This is a genomic window from Edaphobacter sp. FHG110511_03, from assembly GCF_059115365.1.
This window is the reverse complement of sequence record NZ_JBZYWL010000006.1, coordinates 501258-522945: the sequence shown is the minus strand read 5'-3', so window position 1 is coordinate 522945 and position 21688 is coordinate 501258. Positions and strand designations below refer to the sequence as shown.

Genomic DNA, 21688 nt, shown 5'->3' with positions numbered 1-21688 from the left:
GGCTCAGGGCGTGTCGCCTGAGCGGTCCAATTCCACTTGAACCACGATCCCTGATATTCATTCTCAGAACCTCCCGTCAGGCGCCTGTAACGTGGATAGCAAATTCGGCTAGTAGTACCGCATTCGACGGATCTTTTGATATGTGGGTTGGATCAGAGACGTCCAATCCGAATTCACACAACTGTAACGAAAGGCTCTCATCTCAGTTTGGATTGGAGTTACTCATGTTCAATCTCCTCCCCAAAGACGACAAGTTCTACGACGAGCTCGAAGAGCTCTCAGATCGCGTGGTGAGCGCAGCGAAGCAGTTCGAAGCAGTTGTTTCGAGCTTTCCCAATTTTGACGGACAACTTAGCAGCATCGAACAGGATAGACTAGCGGCCCGCAAAGTTTTTGGTGAGTCTCTTCTCCGTCTGGACCAGGCCTTCATCACTCCGCTGGACCGGGAAGATATTCTGGGCCTTATCACCGAAATGTATGGGGTAGTCGACCGGGTCTCGGAGCTGTCCCAGCGATTTCGGCTCTACCAATTGAAGGATCTGCACCCTACGCTAACGGGTCAAGCCAAGAATCTATCCACCATCTCAAGAGAACTCAGCGAGATCATCCATGGACTGCGGCACCAAAAGAAGCTCAAAGATCTGAAACCGGGTTTAGATGCGGTTTCAGATGCAATGGAATTAGTGAAGCGAGATCGGGAGGTTTTTCTGCGAGACCTCTTCACCGGCAATCCAGACCCGCTAGAGGTGATCAAGAAAAAAGAGTTGCATGACCTTCTGGAGGAAGCTATTGAACGGAGCGAAGAAGCGACCGAGACCCTAGCCCGCGTGCTGCTCAAGAATGGTTGAGAAATCTTATGCCCATCCTTTACCTCGTCATCATTCTGGTTGCAGTGGCTCTCATCTTCGATTTCTTCAACGGCTTTCATGACGCAGCCAACTCTGTAGCCACCGTTGTGACCACCCGAGTTCTCTCGCCAGGACAGGCAGTGCTTTGGGCTGCTTTTTTCAATTTCGTCGCGGCCTTCCTGTTTGGCACAGGGGTTGCTAGGACGATCAGCAATAAACTGATAGACCCAGCGGCGGTCGATGTTTATGTAATCTGTGGTGGACTGATTGGTGCCATCGTCTGGGACATCATTACCTGGCTTTTAGCACTCCCGACGAGCTCGTCTCACGCAATTATTAGCGGTTATGCTGGTGCAGCGATCGCGAAGGCGGGTTTCAAAGCCATTCTGGTCAAGGGATGGATTCCTGTAATCCTGTTCCTCATCATCTCACCGATCATCGGAATGATCGTGGGGTGGCTCATCATGACGGGTGTCGCATGGCTGACAGGTCATTCAGAACGCTACAAAACCGAAAGGCGCTTTCGCCATCTCCAACTCCTCTCCGCCGGGCTTTACTCTCTCGGTCACGGCACGAACGACGCTCAGAAATCAATGGGCATCATCGTCGCCCTGCTCGCAGCGGCAGGACAGGCGAAGTGGGGGCAAGCGAGTCACTCAGGTTTTCAAGGCCTTGCAGGAAAACGCGAGATCGCTTGGTGGATCATTCTGAGCTGCCATGCAGCTATGGCTTTGGGTACGATGGCGGGAGGATGGCGCATCGTCAAAACCATCGGCTCGCGAATTACACCCCATCTACGTCCTGTCGGTGGCTTCTCGGCTGAAATGGCTGCCGCAATTACGATCGGTCTGGCGACATTTGCGAAAGTGCCGATCTCAACCACGCATGCCATCGGCGGCGCAGTATCCGGCGTTGGGGCGACTCGTGGTTGGCATTCAGTGCGTTGGATATGGGGAGAGAAAATTGTTGTCGCCTGGGTGCTGACCTTTCCCGGTGCTGCTCTGATAGGAGCCGCGGGATATGCCTTCGCTCATTTCGCTATCCAGCCATTCATTCGCTAGCATCGCGGCTCGCGGCCCGGAAGTCGTCGCAGCAAACAAAACTGCCCTAAGTGGTGTATGCGAGTCTCCTCGACTTCACTCCAAGTTTTCGGCGCAAGCGCCCACTGGTTGAATTCGAGGATCATGTCTGTTGTAAGTTCGAAACTTCCGTCCTGACGCTCAGCGGATCTCTTCTTTGATTCGCAAACGACGAGCCGTCGCAGGACTTTGTAGCGATCACGAAGACGACCGACCATGCTAACACTCCAATCTGGATGATTCTGAGGAGGGGCCCTGAGGTTGACCTTATCGGCTTTGCAGGTGAAACACATGGCTGCGTAATGGTTCATGTTGGAGGAGATCACAAGCATTTCTCGGCCTGGTTCTTGAATCGCCCGAAAGAGAAATCGGTCCGGCTAAAATTGCTCATGGGCAAGACCCTCGATCTGAATGACGTTCGAACATTCGCTGCGGTCGCAAGAGGCGGAACTCTAACCGAAGCAGCGAAAGAACTTGGGCAACCGGCCTCTTTAGTCAGCCGGTCTCTTACGAGATTGGAAGAGCACGTCGAACGCTCCTCGTCAGGCGCACGCAACGCGGTCTCACTTTGACGGACGCAGGCAAGCGGTATCTCATCTCCTGTAAGGCCGCACTCAAATCATCTCCCCTGTGAAGGACTTCCCTAATGAAAACTATGCTCTCACCAACCACTAGCGAGCGTCAGTAGACGCTCTTGGTCCCGAAACTCATGGAAAACGGGGTTATCGGCAACTTCAGTCGAACTTGCCGAAAAATGGGATGAGCAGGTCTACCGAATCGGCGAGACTATTGCCCATGAAAAATCCTATCCGTGCAGACTCTCGCGAAAGAGGGCGGTTCGAGTACAAAGGAGGTAAGCCGCCTGATAGAGGTTTACGGTTTCATGGAGGACAAAGGAGATAACAACGTAGACAGGTGGAGCTACTACTACGAATATCTCAAATCTAAGAAAATCGGCAAAGCGCGAGCCCAGTATCCCGATCTCGACGACATCATCGTCGCCAAAATCGAGTCCGAGGAAATTGCGAAAGCAGTAGATGTACGAGATCAACTACCCGTGATCTGTTCAACTCCGAAGGTGTTGTCCAAATTCGTCAACAACTCGGTTAATTTCGAAAAGGCCTATGATTCTGCTGTCTCAGCTGGGGGAGACAATACGACATTGAATCAGATCAAACGATTTCGTGAATTGATCACAAGAGCCGACACTGAAGAAGGTTTACTCGAGAGCGAAGTACGCATTCAGAAAAATGCTGTATATGAGCTCCGTAAGATCAGTGATCGCCTTTAAACATCTCCTTATTAAGCTCGATGCCTGACCGATCCATCTCATCTTAAAAAGATGGTTGCCGAAGCAACACCTGGCAGGATGCGATCGTGACGCTTAACTGAAGGTCCCTAAAGTGGGCTTGGCTTTATTTACCGTGGAAGCAATTAGCAGCACGATATTTAGGCTCATCCTGCATCGGTAGCATCCCTGTTCGTGAGCTCCGAAAATTTGGCGACCATCGTTGGATTGTTGCGGGTCAGCTTCCTAATCGTCACGTCCTGGGCTTTGTCGTTTGCAAGGCGAAGATTGTTAGCTGTGCCGAGTAACGCTGTCTTGGTTTTCTGTAGGTGTTCGATCGTCTTATCTATTTCATCGATTGCGGTGTGAAAACGAGAGGCCGCCAATTCATAATTCCTCGCAAATGCGGTCTGGAACGTTACGAGACGGTTTTCGAAGTTCGTCACGTCTATGTTTTGCGCCTTAACCAGAGCTAACTCTAGCTTGTATTGAAGTGACTTCATCGCTGCGTTTCGGAGCAGAGTAATCATGGGGATAAAAAACTGCGGCCGAACGACGTACATCTTGGGGTATCGGTAGGACATGTCGGCGATTCCCATGTTGTAGAACTCACTGTCAGGCTCGAGTATGGAGACGAGAACTGCATACTCGCACCCCTTCTCGGTGCGATCCTTGTCGAGTTCCCTGCAGGAAGTCCTCGTTCTTTTTCTTCGTAACTGTACGATCGTCCTCATTCTTCATCTCGAACATTATCGAGACTATCTCCGTTCCAACCTCGTCCGAGTCGCGGAAGATGTAGTCGCCTTTGCTTCCCCTTCGCGCATCGTTGTCCTTCTCGAAGTACGCACGTGAAAACGCCGTCGCTCGAATTCGGTTGAATTCCGTTTCGCAATGCTGTTCCAAGGTCTCGCCAAGCATCTTTGTCGATAAGCGAGCCTTCATGTCACGTAGGCGCTCGATCGCATCATCGCGATCCTTGATTTGCGTCTCGTATTTGTCCTTCAGAGACTGTTCGGCAAGCTGCTTCTCAAGTTCAGCTTTTTCAAGGTCGCTTTGAAGCCTGGTGCGATCCTTCTCTACTGCACTGACTGCCTCGGAAATCTCGAGCTTATGCGCAGCTTCCCCGGCATCGAGTTTGGCCTTCAGGTCCTGAATTTGAGCGTCCTTAGCTGCGACATCCTTTTGTATTTGGGGGCAGCTCAAGAAAGGGAAATTTACGTACGCTAAGGATGCCGGGAGCCGCCAGGAAGGGTTTGTCTGTCGGATATAGTCAACTCCGCCACCCGTTCCACAGATGTGCCGCCACCGCTACAACACCATTCCGCCACTGAATTAGAGCGGGGTGGCGGTCTCAAACACATCGCCCGCGCCGAAGGCGTGCTCCGGGGATTCGAAGTTTCTCATAACCTCGTTTTCGAGGAACAACGCACTAGGGCTTTCTTGGCGGTCGCTGTGAAGACTGGACCTCCGACGGCCCACTCGGCAGCGGCATGGCCGTGCAAACGATGGTGACGTCTTCGACTCGATGTTCGCAGTGCTGCGGATCGTCAGACCGGGCATTATAGCTAAGGCGGAGATGTCGATTGTCGAGCCATTCTATCTTCGGGTCATCAAACCAGCCTGGCCCCTGGTGCCAGAAGATCACGTTGTGCCGACAGCAACCCGAGCGCTTCAAGGTGACTTCGGTATAGTCGCGGCCAAGAAAACCTGCCTCGTACCTCAATCTTGCTTCTTGCCCATCCGCTGACCGAACCGTTCTGTTCTGTGTAGACGGAGCGCCGCTTGCAAGTGCTAGCCCGAAAAGAACCGCAGGAAGCGCAACCACGAGCGGTGCCATTCCCACTACCCCGAGAATCCGAGAAGTTATTTGCATCCATCGCTTCCGCAGCTTGGGTGCCCACAGAAGAAGAGATACCAGCGCAATATACGCAAGTAATGAAGCAATCACGCCCAGTAAAGGCAAGATGTTTTTAAAGTGTTGCCAAAGATCTGACCAGCAGGGCACTTAGTCTCTCTTTCTATGTGTTGCCATCATTGTAGTGACTATCGGATTCAATTCAATCCTCCCGGAAAGTCACATTTTAGGAAACTGTCTTCTGCTAACCCAACCGCCTCGCGATAAGAAAACAAAGCCAGGCGAGAAACAATAGGCCATAGACCTTAAGAATCCGAGGCCAGAAGCTTGCATTCTCTTTGGAGGAATGGGGTTTCCTTGTGCTCGCAAAAAGTAGTGCATTTCCGGTTATAAAAACGATGGCTGCGACTATCACGAAACAAATTAAAGGTGTGCTCGGCGGAAGCATTAGCGCAGCGGCAACGATACCTGCAACGATTCCCACTTCGCTTACGACAACGGTCGTCTTTTCATCGAAGCCCATTTTAGTGAATCTGCCTGCAAAGTCCGGCGGTCTCAACCGGTCGATGCAACACCATCTCATTTAGATCATTTCTCAGAGGTGGTGTTTATGAGACAAGGGAGAAGGTATGGTCTTTCTGCGGAGCAGAAGGCCGACCTATGGCGCCGTTGGAAGGCGGGCGAGTCGCTGCATGAGATTGGTGGCGCTTTGGGCAAGGACCATGGCTCGATTCAGTTCCTCTTGTCGCAGCACGGCGGGATCGCTCCGGCCGTTGGTCGCCGCTCACCGCGAGCTCTTACGTTGGCCGAGCGAGAGGACATCTCACGAGGCATCGCTTCGGATTTATCCATCCGAAGAGATAGCCAGAGCTTTGCAGCGGGCAGCTTCGACAGTAAGCCGGGAGGTGGCACGTCACGGTGGGCGTCCACTCTACCGAGCCAACGAGGCCGATCAGCAGGCTTGGAAGTTAGCTCTGCGGCCCAAGGCCTGCCTGCTTGCCAACCATGGGAAGCTGCGGACGATCGTGGCCAGTAAACTGATCCTGGACTGGTCGCCGGAACAGATTTCCGGTTGGTTGAAGAGACGGTATCCCAGCAATTAGAGCATGCGCGTGTCCCATGAGACTATCTACCGGAGCTTATTCATTCAGGCTCGAGGAGTGCTGAAAAAAGAGCTGATGCAGCACCTGCGGTCCAAGCGATCTATCCGTCGCTCCGTGCACTCTCGAGTTGGCGGACAGTCCCGCGGTCAGATCGTCGATGCCATCTCCATCAGCGAAAGGCCTGCAGAGATTGAAGATCGGGCCATCCCCGGTCATTGGGAGGGCGATCTGCTCAGCGGCACCGGAAACAGTCATATCGCGACCCTGGTGGAACGGCATTCGCGTTTCACTCTCCTGGTCAAGGTGCCCAGCAAAGACACAGCGACCGTCGTCGCCGCGCTGACCCGACAGGTTCGTAAACTCCCCGCCTCGCTGCGACGGTCCTTGAGCTGGGACCGAGGACTGGAGATGGCCAAACACAAAAGCTTCACCGTGGCCACCAAGGTGAACGTCTACTTCTGTGATCCGCAGAGCCCTTGGCAGCGCGGCACCAACGAAAATACCAATGGCCTGCTGCGCCAATACTTCCCCAAGAAAACCGACTTGTCCGGTTACTCCCAGGCCGACCTCGACAAAGTAGCCCTGCGCCTCAATCAACGCCCACGGAAAACCTTGGGCTTTGAAACTCCGGCTAGTAAACTCCAAGCCAGTGTTGCAACCACCGGTTGAGACCGCCCCGTATTTCGGCAACTACAATCGATTGGGCGCTCCCGCCTGCGATCTAGGAGTCATGGGATGAAGCCATTCTGGGTGGAGACTGGGCAATTAGCGTCGTCTGACGGATATCTCCATGCGGACAGAATACCGCTGCGTCGCTGGGAAAGTCGGCCTTCGTAAGGTTAGTTTCCGTAATTAAAACTCGACAAAGGCACCTAGTCGTAATTTGACCCCGTTCAAATACTTCTTGACTTGCTGGCTGATCGCGATCAATATTTGAACATGGTCAAAAATGATGCGACGACGTGGAAGGGTGAGCAAACTCGGAACCATATCTTCGAAAGTGCACTCGAATTATTTCGGGAGAAGGGTTTCGACTCCACGACGGTGCAAGACATTGCCGCCCATGCCCAGGTAGTGAAGAGCGCCGCTTACTACTATTTCCCCGGCAAGGAAGCAATCATCCAGGCGTACTACGAGACGGTGCAAGCCGAGCAAGAGCGTCTCTGCGAAAAGGTGTTCGCCCAAAGTACGGATCTGAAGGTTCGCTTAGCAACGGCCATGCACTCGAAATTCGAACTGGCTAAGAACGACCGTAGGCTTCTCGGGGTGGTCTTTCGTTACACCGGCGAGCCCGAACATCCGCTCTCCTGTCTCGGGAGAGGAACAGCGGACATCCGCCGTCGTAGTACACAGGTTTTCCGGAACGCCATTGCAGCGGAGAAGTTGCCTAAGGATCTCCAGGAACTTCTTCCCGTCGCTTTGTGGGCCCTTCAGATGGGCCTTTTGGTGATGTTCCTCTACGACTCATCCGAGGGTCAGCTCCGTACGCGGCGTCTGGCTGATGGTTCGCTAGCTCTGACTCTCAAGTTGCTTAGCCTTGCGAAACTATCAGTTCTAAAGCCGGTTAGAACAAAGATTCTCGCGCTATTGCGCGAGGCAGATCTTTTGCCTGAAAGCTGAATGGGAGATCCGATGAGTGATATCGATGAGCAAAACAGGAAGATCGAGCCAGCTCAGTGGAGGGTGGTCGCAATCATCCTAGCCTTCGTGGCCGGAGCGTCTCTCTACAAGTTGCTCATGCATGAGAGCCTTGGTCATAGTGCCGCGATGTTCCTCGGGATACCAGCTGTTCTTGCTATCCTGCTGGCGCTAGCACCAAAAGCGAAGACCGCGACGGGAGGAATTTTAAAGGGTATTACTTTGGCGCTCCTGGTGGTGGCTCCCTTGTTGGGCGAGGGATACCTGTGCATTCTCTTCGCTTCGCCTCTCTTCTATATCGTCGGTATCGGGGTCGGACTTGCAATGGACAGGCAGCGCAGTAAGCGAGATGCGACGCTCAGCTGCGTAGCGTTGTTGTTGCTTCCGATGTGCTTTGATGGAGTGGTCCCGCAGTTGACCTTCAATCGAGCCCAATCGGTTGAGGTCCGGAGCGTTGTGGCTGCTCCTGCTGATGAGGTTGAACATGCGCTAACACAGGGCCCCAATGTAAGTACTCCGCTACCGCTGACTCTTCGCATCGGTTTCCCTAGGCCACTTGGCGCATGGGGCCGAGGGTCTTGCAGTCGGGGATATGAGGACCATTCATTTCGCGGGGGCAGAGGGAGACCCACCAGGAGACCTTATTATGCGAGTGAAGGAGCGTCACTCCGGCTACGCCCGCTTTGAGGCGGTAAGCGACCAGAGCAAACTTACCCAATGGGTGCGGTGGACCAGTTCAGAGGTGGAGTGGACGGCTCTGGACGAGGGTCACACGACGGTGATGTGGCGCATCGACTTCATGCGGCAGCTCGATCCGGCATGGTATTTCACTCCATGGGAGAGAGCGGCAGTGAAGGAAGCGGCGGCCTACTTGATCGACGCCAACGCGACACCCGCGCGGAGGTACTGAATGGACCATGCCGATTGGGAACGAGCAGCTGCCCTATACGTACCTCTGGCCACCGCGATCATTGCGAGGCTGCTCTACGGCCGACAGCCGCGCCAGTTCGCCGCCTGCTTGCTCAGCGTCTTGTGGACGCTACCGTCGCTGCTCCTTCTTCAATGCTTGAATGAATATGCAGGGTGGTGGAGCTTTGCTGCGGGCTCAGAGGTTGAGTTCCGCGGGATGCCGTTGGAGCTCTTTCTTGGGTGGATTATCTTGTGGGGCCTTGTTCCGCAACTAGCGCTTCCACGCATAGGCATCATTTGGTGCGCTGTCATTATGGTCGCCCTTGACTGCATAGTGATGCCGGCGTGCAGTTCGGCAATTTATTTGAAAGCCCACTGGTTGGTGGGAGAGGCAGCGGCCGTCGGTCTGGTCCTGATTCCCGCGCTTTGTATCGGACGCTGGACTCACGAGAATACGCATCTTCGACGGCGTGGGGTGCTTCAAATCGCCACATCCGGCATGTTGTTTCTCTATCTCTTGCCAGAGATCACCTTCGCGCTGCGGCCTGGAACTGGCTGGGGCCCACTGTTTGATCTCTCGACTTGGGGTCGGCAGATCGATCTTCAGATGATCTTGCTGCTCGCGGTACCCGGTATTGCTGCGGTTATGGAGTTTGCAGAGCGCGGATTCGGGACACCCATCCCTTACGATCCTCCTCAACGGCTGGTAACGAGCGGCATCTACCGCTATTGCGCCAACCCAATGCAGCTGTCCTGCGCGCTGGTTCTTATGGCTTGGGCTGGGGTGCTTAGGAGCGGTTGGATGTTGGTGGCGGCCTGTGTATCGATCGTCTACAGTGCAGGGATCGCTGCTTGGGACGAGGAAGAAGATCTGGCCCGTCGTTTCGGTAGCAAATGGCGGGACCACCGGTCGACCGTCAGAAATTGGTGGCCAAGGTGGAGGCCGCACTACAGCGGACCGCCGACCCTCATCTACATCGCCCGGAGTTGTGGCCCGTGCAGCGAGGTTCGGGCTTGGCTCGAAGCGAGATCGCCTTTGGGATTGCAGATTATCGATGCGGAAACGTTACCGGCAGGATCGATCCAACGGATGCGATACGACCCCGGAGACGGAAGCGGCACTGTCGATGGGGTCCGTGCGATGGGCAGAGCGCTTGAGCATCTACATCTTGGCTGGGCCTTGTGCGGGGCTGCAATACGGCTTCCCTGTGTTTGGCAACTCGTCCAGTTGTTCATGGATGCGGCTGGTTTAGGTCCCCGCGTGATCAGTTGCGAGTTGGACCTCAGTCCGCAGCATACAGACCGAGAGTTGAGCTCAACGCCATGATCACTCTTGAAGAGACCACAGTCATCAATGCCCCTATCCAGCGATGTTTCGACCTCGCCCGCAGCGTCGAGGTCCACTTGATCGCGAACGTACACTCCGGCGAACAGGCACGTGCAGTTAGTGGAATTACCTCAGGCCTCGTCGGTCTCGGCCAGCAGGTCATGTGGCGTGCCAAACACTTCGGCATCTGGCATAACCTGACCAGCGAGACCACGGCCTTGGAGCCGCCATCCCATTTTCAGGTCACGATGATTCAGGGCGTCTTCCGCTCCATGCAAGCCGACCATCTATTTCGAGCCCTTCCATCCGGAGCAACCGATATGAAGGACATCTTTGCGATCGCCGCCCCACTTCCCCTTATTGGACCTCTGGCCGAAGTCCTATTTCTGCGGCGCTACATGTTGGCCTTGGTACGTGAGCGCAATGCGGTCATCAAGCGGATAGCAGAGTCCTCCGAGTGGCAGCACTACCTCCCTTCCCCTGAAGCATAGCGAGAGGACGTGCTGCAATGAAGATCGTCATTCCCGGAGGTACAGGTCAAGTTGGGCACATCCTTGCCCGCCACTTCCATCAAGGAGGGCATTCTGTAACCGTCCTCAGCCGTAGCCCTCATGCCGCTCCCTGGCGTGTGATCCCTTGGGACGGTGTCACCCTCGGCCCATGGATCGAAGAACTCGACCGATGCGACGTTTGCGTCAATCTTGCCGGCAGGAGCGTCAACTGCCGCTACACTCCAGCAAACCGCCGCGCCATCTTCGAATCGCGCGTTCGTTCCACGCAGATACTCAATCAAGCCATCGCTGCGGTTCAGCACCCTCCTTCCGTCTGGCTCAATGCCAGCACCGCCACGATCTACCGTCATGCGCTCGACCGTCCCATGGACGAAGCTACCGGCGAGTTCGGCGGCGACGAACCAGGCGCACCCGATACCTGGAACTTCTCGATTCAGGTGGCGAAGGCTTGGGAAGAAGCATTCTTCTCCACCCCGGCTCCTGAGACGAGGAAGGTCGCGCTACGTAGTGCCATGACCCTGAGTCCCGACCCGGGCGGGGTCTTCGATGTCTTCCTCAGTCTGGTTCGCCATGGTCTCGGCGGCACAACACTGCCCGGCAACCAATACGTGTCGTGGATCCATGAGGCGGACTTCATCCGCGCTATCGAATTCCTCGTCGAGCGACAGGATATTGCCGGGGCCGTCAACCTTGCCTCTCCCAATCCGCTGCCGAACTGCGACTTCATGCATATCCTTCGTCAGGCATGGGGCACACGCATCGGTCTGCCCACCTCAAGGTGGATGCTCGAAATCGGCACCTTTCTTCTGCGCACAGAATCCGAACTGATCCTCAAAAGTCGCCAAGTTGTTTCCAGCCGTCTTCTCAATGCTGGATTCAAGTTCCATTATCCCGGTTGGCCCGAAGCTTCATGCGAACTAGTAACCCGCTGGAGGGCCCGTCGTGAAGAAATGCTTACCCCTTAGTAGTAGCTTGCAACTTTAGCAACGTAACCGCTGTTTCTTCAATTTTGATGGTTCGGTCAATGCGCCTAGTCCGTGTCTGCTACTGGTGGTCGACCTGCCCACAAAGTCGGGTTTGCGTAAGTTCACTGGCGGTTTGCCGATCGGTTTTCAACTGAAGTCATAGGCTGGCATAATGCAGGGATCATCGAAACCGCCGCAAGCTCGAGGCATCCATGGAACCTGATGAAGAAAAGATCGACGAGATGGTTCTCGCGCTTTTGTATCTAACGACGTTCAAAGATGGCCCCAGTATGCGTGCCTGGAAAGGGCAAGACTGGGCTGCTATGGAGCGCCTGTGCAAAGCCGGTTATATTGCTGATCCACAAAACAAGGCCAAGTCTGTGAGGATGACGGAAGAAGGATTGCAAAAATCGCGAGAACTGTTCGAACGGCACTTTGTTCGGAAGGTCTAGTCCCGTTCGCCCGAAGTTTCCGAGAACGCCGTTTTGCGAGAGACTCATCCCATCCCGAAGTCCCCGCCTCTAGACTATTCGCATGACAAACGACCTTCTAACTTCGGCACGCAGTCGAGCCGAGCGGTCCTCCTCACCCGTTCGCTCCGCTGCCCGGATGCGTATCGCGCACGTCGAATCTGCCACAGACCCGGAGAAGGCCCGCGTTACGCTTGAAATGGCGCTGGACGAAATTCGTGCCCTTTCCGGACGTGATCGCCAGGTACTCTTCACGCAGGCCCAGCAGGTCGCTGCTGCCTTCGCGCCCGATCTCATCAAAGTACTCCCGGCGACCCGCAGCATCCCCGGCGGCCACGAGTGCGAGGTTCTCCTTAGCATCATGCTCGACCACGACCGCATCGACTCGGCTTTCGACTACATCATTGGCGACTTCCCCTCCGGCTTTCCCTTTGGCTATACCGCCAACCTCATGCAAAAACTGGACGATGCCCGCCGGTTAAGCGTCCTACGCCGCGCAGTGAGCGCGTGGCGTGCACCACAGGAAATCGATCTCATGAGCCAGCGCCCCATTCCGAATGTGGGTGGCCATGACAACGTCGTCATTCACCTCAGCCAGTTGCAGGGACATTTCATCCGCCTTTTCCAACATCAGTGGCAGATTCTACCGCCCGATGAAGCGCTCTCCGTGGTCCGCCAGATCGTCCAAATCGCACTCGAGCGACCCGACCTCGGGACGTCAGCCGGGTACCCCGACGGCATCCATTTCACCTCCAGCCGGGAGCACGCCCTGTTTCAGGTCCTCCACATTCTTAAACACCTCGACCCGGCATTAGGCGAGTCTCTGATAGCGCGTCACACCCAACTCGCTGCCGCGGCTCGGCGCTACCCCAATGGCGTTGAGACCATGCATCGGGAGGCCGAACGTCAAGCGGAGGAACGCTCCAAATTGATGGCTGCCTCGGGAGAGACCTGCACTGGAGGCTTCATTATGACCGGCAGCTCGCGGGACTTCTCCCGTCAGATGGCCCTCCACCGGTCTTCCCAGGCTGGCGATTTCGGCCCCTCCATCGACCATGCGCTCGAACTCTATCGCGAAGACACAAATCCCGAAAGCCCCAACCAGGCACTAAAAGCGTTCTGGCCCTCCACATCCAGCTTCCGTATAACCCTCTACAGTGCAGGCAAGCGCCTTGGCCCGGATGCTGCCAAACTCCTCGAACGCATCGACGATTCTGACCTCCATCTCTTTGCTCAGATCGCTCTCGCTGCGGCGCTCGCGGGCCTACCGGCACTTCCCGAATCCGCCGTGAAGCAGCGGCGCGCCCCAGTCTCATAGCCGCCGATAGTGGACGGGCTTAGCGAAAACGGATCGAATGGTTCGTCTTCCGGAACTGCCCGCAAAGTCAGCTTTTGACCAAGTTCGCGTTGGCGCGTCTCTGGGCCGGGTGAACTTGGTGAAAATCCCGTTTTCAGGGAACTACGGACGCCACTTGTCCGATAAGCCAACTATTCGGCAACTTGCCTCGATCTCATTTGTCGATGAGTGCATTGGTGATTTGGCCTCAGTTGAGGTGCGTCACTGGCGAAAAGCGCGTTTTCCGATGCTAATGCGACTTCCTAAATTGTGCCGAGCCATTGCAGAGAAAAGTGCAGGCAAGCTGCTCGGATCTCTGCTGGGCGAGGAGACCCTGCACGGGGACTCAAGGAAAAATCCTGTTCCTACTCGCAACAGCCTCCGCAAGCTGCCAGGATAGTGTCTTCGGCTTCGCTTTCCTGCTCTGTGTGCGCAGATTGCAGAAGCGTGAGTGCATGCGTGTAACGCTCGTGAAAGAGCTGCGGCGACACATATCACTATGGCATTGCTGAAGGCCAACTAGAGATCACATGGCCAACTGCTTGGTCGATCAAACCACCCGGAACGAGAGAATTGTCAGGTGCGATCTGAATCCACCTAATAATGCCGTTGTGGTCCGTCACAACGACTAACGGGAAATCGATGGCAGCAAAATCATCCAACGTATGGGTGGGAACAACGAACGTCGGTGTACCCACCAACAAGGTGGCGGCGGTCGGCTTCACCTGAAGCTGTAACTCCGTGTGAGGAACATCCGGCTTCAGTTTGATTTGATCGGTTGTACTGCCGGAAGCATGATTGCTTTTAGCCTTCGTTACGTCCTCAGGGGCGGCGTGCTTCGGAGGAGGTTCAGTTTGCGCCAATAGTGCAAAAAAGCGAGCGTCGTTTACTAGCAATCGTCGCGAGGCGGAAGGAAAATCAGTATGCAAAGCGACGCATTGATTACACCAGCTCGGAAAAAGCAGAAGGACCGTAGCTGAGCCCTTGTTCGCATTGATCGCAGGACGAGTCCCGACTCCTTGCGGGTCGGGCAGCCAGGCGAATGTATCAATGCGAGGAAGGCGTGAACCTATCAAAAGATATTGTCGACGGACCGCCGCTATGCCACTTTGCTTATCTGACGAAAGCATTTTGGGAAGGGATGCTTCGATCTCTGAATACGACGATGCGGCTTCCCTCGGCTGATTGTTGAACTGCTGCATAGTAGGGAGAGCAATTGCTTGCTCGTAGAGATTCTGAATAGAGATATTTGGAAGGACACTAGGTGATGTTCGACCTTCGGATGCATGCGTTCGAATAAGAGCAAGCAGCATCGGCTGGCGTTGCGAAAGTATTGTTAAAGCCCAGTCGGAATGGAGCATCTGGGTATAACGAACGACGCTGGTCGTTGCTTCAGAAGCTAGATCATCATACGGCGCAGAATGGAGCATGCGTACCGCTGTATCGAACGCCTGTTTCGCGTCGTTCAGCCGAAGGCAGGCTTGGACTTTGTAATCGTAGGCAGTAGCTAGATCGCGAGAGCTAGTTTCCGATTCGCCGGAGCTCGTCGCCGTATTGATGAATTTTGTGGCAGCGTCCTGAACCGGCTCCCAATCCTGACCAAGTGTGCATAGGCGTGCATAGTAAAGTAGGATCTTGCCGCTGAATTCTGCTACCGAATGCGTGTCACAGTCCCCCTTTGCTTGATCAGTCATAGTCTTTAGGGCTGACAACTCTATCTCTGACCAATTTTGCGGCGAGCGACGGACGATATCGAACGGATGAGTGGCCTGTTCAAAGGCTGTTTGCGGATCAAATTGAGATGTCGAGTTGGCGGGACTCTGAGCGGACACGGGAATCAGAGAAAGCAAAAACAGAACCGCCGTGATGATTTTACTTTCAATTCTCATCTTGTTATGAAGATCCCGCGCCCTTCGATATAGTCCGCTTATTCTTTTCTACAGTTCACCAGGAGGATCGAACTTAGACATAGATAAGGAGTGCGCATCCCAACGCACTCCTCTCTCATGCAAGATTTATTTTTCTATGGAGAAATTCACTGTGATGGTCGTCTGGACCTCGTTGGGTTCGCCATTCAAGATATAGGGCTTGTATCTCCACTCTTTTACCGCCTCCAGCGCGCTCACATCGTAATCGTGGCGCAGGCTCTGCCTCACCCGAAGATTGGTCACTACCCCCTCCTTGCTAATAATTGCATCAAGGACGACCGGACCGTCGACCGTATCCTGGTTTGCCTTTGCCTCGGCTGGATACAGGGGGGTCTTTTGATAGATAACGTTGCCGGCGATCACGCCGGGAGCAATCTTAGGTGAAACAGGCTGCTCGCTCTTTTCCGCTCCGACATTCATCCGTAACGCCAGAGCGGACGCGCACGTCGCCGCTCCAATTGCCACGCACCCAACCAGCATCGCCAGCCTGAGCGCCCATCCCGTCCCTTCCCTTCGTCTCGTGAGACTCATAACTCTCCTTTCAAGGCTGTTGGCATCGAAGATTCCGATGGCGTGAATCGTTCCAGCTGGCTCTCCTTCTGCTAACAGTGACGCCAGCCACAGCAGCGACTTCGTGTACTTCTCCCTTCCATCTACCGCTTCAGCGGCCATTGCGTCGCATACCATCTCGCGGCTTTCCGTTAGTCGCGAAGAGGTCATCCACAGCAGCGGGTGATGCGCCACTGGCAACGCGATGATGCTGTAGAGAATATTCTTCGCAAAGTCTTGCCTTTGCATGTGTGCGCACTCGTGTGCCATCACCGCATTCATATCGTTCTCCGCCATGCCATCGAAGAATCCCGGCGGTACCATCAACGCTGCACGCCGTACACCCACCGTCGCGGGGCCATGCATTCTCTTAGATTGCAGGAGCGCTGAACCCTCAACTCTCGCGTCCCTGCAACGCAACCTCCAGCGACCCTCTATCGCACCCTTTACTTCGTTAGGCTCAGCCTCACGACGAATTGCATCTGTCTTCCAGAGTCCCCACGCGAGCCTCGCTGCAAAATACAGAACGGCGCACGCATAAATTATGGCAAGGCTCGCTGCCAACCATGGAGGAAGATGCAAACCATTGTGTGCTCGCCCGGCTCCTGTCACAAAGGTGACGCGCGTATCTCCACTACCGCCCTTCGCCCGCCATGCCCATGAGATCAGTGCATTCACACTGCGCCATACCTCCGCCAGCCGAAGATGCAAAGCGGGCAACAGCACTTCCATAAATAGCGCCACCACCCACACCTGGTGTTCGGCCTCAGGACCCGCTCGTCGCACCAGCCGCGCCGCCGTCCATGCAAAACTGAACACCAGCGGAACCATCCACAGCGAATTCAAAAGATAGGCCACAATCCATAACTCGAGCGTCTTCATTCGCCGCTCTCCACTTCCAGCTTCTTCGTCAGCTTTGCGATCTGTTCTGCATCGATCTGCTTGCTCTTAATCAGGCTCATCACCAGCTCTTCACTCGAGCCCCCAAACATCCGATCCACAAGGTCGCGGACCGCGTGGTTCAATGCCTTCGCCTCGGTCACCACCGCACTGTACTCGAAGGCGCGCCCCTTCAGCTTGCGTTTGAGCTTTCCCTTGCGGTGCAAAATGTTCAGCATCGTTTGCACGGTAGTGTACGCAAGCTCCTGCTCCAACTCCTCCTGAACCTCGCTTACGTTGCTCGCTCCTCGCTTCCAGATCACCTGCATGATCTGCAGCTCCAGCTTCGTCAACGCCTCCTTATCTCCTCGAACCATTTCACTCATCTCCTAATTGGTTAGGACTCTATTGAAAGCAGGCCTCATTGTCAACTAATCTCTTAGGAGGTGAGATTTTTTGTTTCAGGAAGCTTTGGAGGTCGCGATGGCTCTCAGCGAGACGCATAGGCTGTTCTGCCACAAGTGCTATGAGGCGTGCCGCGCTTTAGGCAAGTGCATTGACGTTCCTGACTATGAAATACCCGATTAGCGCCCACTTGGGTTAGTCAACGTATTTATTGCCGAGCCAAGCTCCCGCAAAGTCGGGTTTTGAGCAACTTCGATTTCCGCCTTTCGCTGCCTGGGCGGATTCGTGCGAAACGGGTGCGGGATAACTTTGCAGCATGTGGTCGCCATTGGCGGCATAACGTTGCAGCGGTGGCGGCATAAACGTGCAGCCAGCATTTATCAGTCAAGCAGCAGGCTTGAGAACCCGGTAGAGGGTCGATCGTGCGATGTGGAAACGTGCTGCAATCTCCGACACCGGAATGTCGGCCGATTTGAGCAGAGCGCGGATGGTTTTGATCTCTTTGGCGGAGAGCTTCGACGGACGGCCCCCGGTTCGACCGCGGGCGCGAGCTGCTTTGAGACCCGCGACGGTTCTTTCGCGGATCAGGTTGCGCTCGAACTCGGCGAGCGCGGCGAAGACATGGAAAACGAGCCGCCCGGCAGGAGAGTTGGTTTCAATCTTCTCGGTCAGGGATTCGAAGTTGATCTTACGTTGTTCGAGTTCTGCGATGAGGCCAACGAGGTCGGCCAGATTGCGCCCAAGCCGGTCGAGCCTCCAGACGACGAGGGTATCTCCCTCGCGGAGGCTTCTGAGGCATCCTTCCAGTTGCGGCCTGCCGATGTTCTTGCCGCTTGCCTGTTCTTCGTACATCTGTCGGCATTTGGCGTGTTTAAGGGCGTCCTTCTGCAGGTCGAGCGTTTGGTCGTCGGTGGAGACACGGGCGTAGCCGATGCGCATGTATCGAATCCTATCAAGGCCCGGGTATTTAGGACATAGATTTCAGGATGAGTTATGAGACACTTTCGGGAAGCGAAACGAGGGAAATTCGACAGCTTTGCATTTGTCCTGAAAACCTCCGTATTCGCTACACTGCCAAACGATGCCCCGCCGAGAGCTGCTGACCTCCTCAGAGCGCGTTGAACTGCTCGCCTTCCCGACGGATCAGGGAGAGCTGATTCGGCTGTACGCGTTGACGAAGGCCGACACAGCCTTTATTCGGCAGCATCGCGGCGACCACAACCGCCTCGGGATTGCCGTGCTGATGAGCTATCTCCGGCATCCAGGCAGAGTGCTGGCCGGGAACGAAAGCCCTCACGCCCCTGTTCTCGCTATCGTTGCCGGGCAGCTAGGGATTTCGATCGATGTGTGGCATGTATACGCGGAGCGCGATGCTACACGTCGAAGCCATCTGCTTGAGCTGCTGCCTCGATTGGGAATGGAGCAGTTCGGAACCAAGCACTATCGGTCTATCTCGGCGTGGCTCGATCCCACGGCGTTGCAAACCACGCGCGGAGTTGTTCTCGCTCAAGCAGTGGTTGAGGAACTTCGGAAGCGCCTGATCGTACTGCCTTCGGTACCAGTGATTGAACGGCTCTGTGCGGAGGCAATGACGCGGGCGCAGAGAAAAGTCTTCGCCCTCCTTACCGAAGGGCTAGACGATGAACACCGCGCCAAGCTCGACCGACTCCTGGAGCAGCGTCAGGGTAGTCCGTACAGTACGCTCGCCTGGTTGCGAATGCCGCCGGGAGCGCCCACGCCGCGGGCTGTCCTTGGACATATCGAGCGGCTTAGTGCAATCCGTGACCTTGCGTTGCCGCCCGATGTAAGCCACAAACTCCATCAGAATCGATTGCTGCAGCTCGCCCGCGAAGCCAGCCAGACAGCGGTCTATCAATTCAAAGAGTATGAGCAGACACGGCGGCACGGCACACTGGTCGCACTGATGATCGAAACAGCCGCAACGCTGACCGATGAAATCGTCGACCTAAATGACCGGCTGATCGGAAGCTTCTTTACAAAGTCGAAGAACAAGTACGAGCGGGCCTTTGCCGAACAAGGCAAAGCCATCAACGACAAAGTTCGGCTCTACGCAAAGGTCGGAGCTGGGCTGGTCGATGCCAGGGAGCAAGGTCGCGATCCTTTCGCCGCGATCGAGGCGGTCGTGCCATGGGAGAGTTTCTCTTCCAGCGTGAAAGAGGCGGCTGAACTCGCGCGGGGTGAGGACTTCGATGCGCTCTCGCTCATCGGAGAACACTATCCTCAGCTCCGGCGCTACGCCCCCGCGTTGATCGAGACTCTTCAACTTCGACCCGCTCCGGTTGCTCGCGAGTTGATCGAGGCTGTCGAAGTGCTGCGGGAGATGAACTGTGATGGGCTGCGGAAAGTGCCCCAGCACGCTCCCTTGGGCTTTATTCGAAAGCGCTGGGAGGCGTATGTGGTCGGTCCTGAAGGGATCGACCGCCGATTTTATGAACTCTGCGTCATGGCTGAGCTGAAAAACTCCCTGCGTTCCGGGGATGTCTCGGTCGTTGGCTCCCGCCAATTTCGCGACTTCGAGGACTACCTGATGCCGCGCCCCGAGTTTGCTCGCAGGCTCACAAACGGTGAGTTCCACGTTGCCGTGCCTACGACCGGAGCGGCGTACATCGAGGAGCGGATCTCGCTATTGCAGAGTGCTCTCGACCAGACCAATGCTCTCGCCCGGGAAGATAAATTGCCGGATGCAGAGTTGAACAGTTCGGGACTCACGATCAGCCCGCTTGAGAACAGCGTTCCGAAAGAGGCCGAGGCTCTCCGGGATGCCCTGAGCAGTATGCTTCCACACGTCAAGATCACGGACCTACTGATGGAGGTAGACCGCTGGACCGGTTTCACCCGGCATTTCGCACATCTCAAATCGAACGAGCCGGTGAAAGATCCATCGCTGTTGTTGACCGCTATTTTGGCGGATGCGACCAATCTCGGCCTTGGAAAGATGGCTGAATCCTGCCCGGGCACAAGTCCCGCTAAGCTCTCCTGGCTGGTCGCCTGGCACATTCGCGACGAAACCTACTCGAAAGCTCTGGCCGAAATCGTCAACCATCAGCACCACATTCCATTCGCTACGCACTGGGGCGAAGGCACCACATCCTCTTCTGATGGTCAGCGCTACCGCGCGGGCGGCCGGGGCGAAGCCGCAGGCCAGGTGAACGCGAAATATGGAAACGATCCCGGCGTCACCTTCTACACTCACGTCTCCGATCAGTACGCACCGTTCCATCCTAAGGTCATCAACGCCACCGTTCGCGATGCGACGCATGTGCTCGATGGCCTGCTCTATCACGAGTCCGAACTGCGGATCGAAGAACACTACACCGACACCGCCGGCTTCACCGATCACGTCTTCGCTCTCTGTCACCTACTCGGCTTCCGCTTCGCGCCTCGCATACGCGACCTGGCAGACAAACGTCTTTATGTGCCGGGCAAGCCTGCGCAATGGCCAGCACTCAGCTCCATGATCGGTGCTTCCATCAATACGAAGATCATCGAACAGCAGCTCGGCGAGGTGCTGCGGCTGGCCACATCCATTCAGCAGGGCACCGTCACCGCGTCTTTGATCCTGCGCAAACTTGGCTCGTACCCCCGACAAAATAGCCTTGCTCTCGCACTGCGTGAGATCGGAAGGATCGAACGAAGCCTTTTTATGTTGGCCTGGCTTGAAGATCCAGCGTTACGTCGGCGGGTCACCGCCGGTCTAAACAAGGGTGAGGCACGGAACTCGCTGGCACGCGCCGTGTTCTTCAATCGGCTGGGCGAAATTCGTGATCGATCATTTGAGAATCAACGGCATCGCGCAAGCGAGCTGAACCTGGTTGTGGCAGCGATTACGCTCTGGAACACGGTCTACCTAGAGCGCGCAACAGAGCAGATGGCGAAATCACGGCAGTTCGATCCCGCCCTGCTCCAGCACGTCTCTCCGCTTGGCTGGGAGCACATCAATCTCACGGGCGATTACTCTTGGCACACCAATAAGCGGGTGGCCAAGGGAGGCTTCAGACCCCTCCGAAGCCCAAGAAACACCTCCGGCGCGCCTTAGCGTACATAAAATTCCCTTTCTTGAGGTGCCCCCCTATGGCCAACGCTCTTAAGATGCTGAGCGGCAGCCAACATCGGCCCGACGTGTCCAGGGTTAGGCACAGCGCAAACAAGAATATGACTCACAATTGAATCTCCAGATAACGGCTTGCCGCAGAAAGCCGGAACGCGAAACTACTCAAGCTGCGCGCTACTGCAGCTACTACAGTAAAAACACAGACTGGCAGTATTTATTCCTAGGGCGGGCGTGTCATCAAATTACCCAGATAGTTGAAGCGGCGAGTTGTATGGCGCGAGGAAGTTTCTGGCGGTTTTGTCGTATCGAGTGGCGATACAACGAAAGAGCAAGGACCGAAAGCATTTCGCGGCTGAGACGTATCCTCAGATTTCTATATCCGGAATCCTGACAATTCTCGCCTCATTGCACTTCGGACATTTGTTCATGTGCTTATAGAACACCTCGGCGTATTGTCCTGTAGCTTCATCAGGAATATTAGGCAGGGACGCCGCCAAGGCTGGATCGTGCACACCCCAGCGGCGC

19 protein-coding genes and 1 pseudogene are annotated in these 21688 nt (G+C 55.4%); 13 read left to right on the top strand and 7 right to left on the bottom strand.

Features of this window, described 5'->3' with window-relative positions; translation table 11 throughout:
- Window positions 1-224 precede the first annotated feature (224 nt).
- From AC5S26_RS24630 to AC5S26_RS24615, 4 genes are all read left to right on the top strand, one after another.
- Entirely contained in the window at window positions 225-848 is a 624-nt protein-coding gene (locus tag AC5S26_RS24630) for a DUF47 domain-containing protein (RefSeq protein ID WP_494187595.1), read from the top strand.
- A gap of 8 nt (window positions 849-856) precedes the next feature.
- Entirely contained in the window at window positions 857-1909 is a 1053-nt protein-coding gene (locus AC5S26_RS24625; RefSeq protein ID WP_494187594.1) for an inorganic phosphate transporter, read from the top strand.
- Window positions 1910-2163: 254 nt separating this feature from the next.
- Window positions 2164-2499, top strand: coding sequence for a LysR family transcriptional regulator (locus tag AC5S26_RS24620; protein ID WP_494187593.1), 336 nt, complete (start codon window positions 2164-2166; stop codon window positions 2497-2499).
- 239 nt (window positions 2500-2738) lie between these two features.
- On the top strand, window positions 2739-3218 hold the full coding sequence (locus tag AC5S26_RS24615) for a hypothetical protein (protein ID WP_494187592.1): 480 nt from the start codon (window positions 2739-2741) through the stop codon (window positions 3216-3218).
- 164 nt (window positions 3219-3382) lie between these two features.
- On the opposite strand, the gene AC5S26_RS24610 is transcribed toward AC5S26_RS24615, so the two are convergent.
- Both AC5S26_RS24610 and AC5S26_RS24605 read right to left on the bottom strand, forming a co-directional pair.
- Entirely contained in the window at window positions 3383-3949 is a 567-nt protein-coding gene (locus AC5S26_RS24610; protein WP_494187591.1) for a DUF2130 domain-containing protein, read from the bottom strand.
- The gene (locus AC5S26_RS24605; RefSeq protein ID WP_494187590.1) at window positions 3831-4418 is read right to left on the bottom strand and encodes a DUF2130 domain-containing protein; all 588 of its coding nucleotides are present in this window, start codon (window positions 4416-4418) and stop codon (window positions 3831-3833) included. The genes AC5S26_RS24610 and AC5S26_RS24605 overlap by 119 nt, the downstream gene beginning before the upstream one ends.
- A gap of 1262 nt (window positions 4419-5680) precedes the next feature.
- Between AC5S26_RS24605 and AC5S26_RS24600 the strand changes: the two are divergent.
- Window positions 5681-6842 (top strand): annotated as a pseudogene (locus tag AC5S26_RS24600) (IS30 family transposase).
- 270 nt (window positions 6843-7112) lie between these two features.
- A complete protein-coding gene (locus AC5S26_RS24595) occupies window positions 7113-7793 on the top strand; it encodes a TetR/AcrR family transcriptional regulator (protein WP_494187589.1) in 681 nt (226 codons plus the stop codon).
- Window positions 7794-8018: 225 nt separating this feature from the next.
- On the opposite strand, the gene AC5S26_RS24590 is transcribed toward AC5S26_RS24595, so the two are convergent.
- The gene (locus tag AC5S26_RS24590; RefSeq protein ID WP_494187588.1) at window positions 8019-8297 is read right to left on the bottom strand and encodes a hypothetical protein; all 279 of its coding nucleotides are present in this window, start codon (window positions 8295-8297) and stop codon (window positions 8019-8021) included.
- 160 nt (window positions 8298-8457) lie between these two features.
- On the opposite strand from AC5S26_RS24590, the gene AC5S26_RS24585 reads away from it, so the two are divergent.
- From AC5S26_RS24585 to AC5S26_RS24560, 6 genes are all read left to right on the top strand, one after another.
- Window positions 8458-8721, top strand: coding sequence for a hypothetical protein (locus tag AC5S26_RS24585; RefSeq protein WP_494187587.1), 264 nt, complete (start codon window positions 8458-8460; stop codon window positions 8719-8721).
- On the top strand, window positions 8722-10047 hold the full coding sequence (locus tag AC5S26_RS24580; RefSeq protein ID WP_494187586.1) for a methyltransferase family protein: 1326 nt from the start codon (window positions 8722-8724) through the stop codon (window positions 10045-10047).
- Window positions 10044-10538 (top strand): SRPBCC family protein, encoded by a 495-nt coding sequence (locus AC5S26_RS24575; RefSeq protein WP_494187585.1) that lies wholly within the window; start codon window positions 10044-10046, stop codon window positions 10536-10538. The genes AC5S26_RS24580 and AC5S26_RS24575 overlap by 4 nt, the downstream gene beginning before the upstream one ends.
- A 17-nt stretch (window positions 10539-10555) precedes the next feature.
- Complete coding sequence (locus AC5S26_RS24570) at window positions 10556-11524, top strand: TIGR01777 family oxidoreductase (protein WP_494187584.1); 969 nt, start codon at window positions 10556-10558, stop codon at window positions 11522-11524.
- Between the two features lie 212 nt (window positions 11525-11736).
- On the top strand, window positions 11737-11976 hold the full coding sequence (locus AC5S26_RS24565; protein ID WP_494187583.1) for a DUF6429 family protein: 240 nt from the start codon (window positions 11737-11739) through the stop codon (window positions 11974-11976).
- Window positions 11977-12058: 82 nt separating this feature from the next.
- Window positions 12059-13312, top strand: a complete 1254-nt coding sequence (locus AC5S26_RS24560; protein ID WP_494187582.1) for a hypothetical protein — start codon at window positions 12059-12061, stop codon at window positions 13310-13312.
- Window positions 13313-13827: 515 nt separating this feature from the next.
- Here the strand turns inward: AC5S26_RS24560 and AC5S26_RS24555 are convergent.
- The 4 genes from AC5S26_RS24555 to AC5S26_RS24540 form a co-directional block, all read right to left on the bottom strand.
- Window positions 13828-15219 (bottom strand): hypothetical protein, encoded by a 1392-nt coding sequence (locus tag AC5S26_RS24555; RefSeq protein ID WP_494187581.1) that lies wholly within the window; start codon window positions 15217-15219, stop codon window positions 13828-13830.
- 126 nt (window positions 15220-15345) lie between these two features.
- The gene (locus tag AC5S26_RS24550) at window positions 15346-16689 is read right to left on the bottom strand and encodes a TonB family protein (RefSeq protein WP_494187580.1); all 1344 of its coding nucleotides are present in this window, start codon (window positions 16687-16689) and stop codon (window positions 15346-15348) included.
- A complete protein-coding gene (locus tag AC5S26_RS24545; RefSeq protein ID WP_494187579.1) occupies window positions 16686-17063 on the bottom strand; it encodes a BlaI/MecI/CopY family transcriptional regulator in 378 nt (125 codons plus the stop codon). The genes AC5S26_RS24550 and AC5S26_RS24545 overlap by 4 nt, the downstream gene beginning before the upstream one ends.
- Window positions 17064-17475: 412 nt before the next feature.
- A complete protein-coding gene (locus AC5S26_RS24540; protein WP_494187578.1) occupies window positions 17476-18030 on the bottom strand; it encodes a recombinase family protein in 555 nt (184 codons plus the stop codon).
- Between the two features lie 142 nt (window positions 18031-18172).
- Between AC5S26_RS24540 and AC5S26_RS24535 the strand changes: the two genes are divergently transcribed.
- Window positions 18173-21148: a Tn3 family transposase gene (locus AC5S26_RS24535; protein ID WP_494187577.1), complete on the top strand. Its 2976-nt coding sequence runs from the start codon at window positions 18173-18175 to the stop codon at window positions 21146-21148.
- Window positions 21149-21688 lie beyond the last annotated feature (540 nt).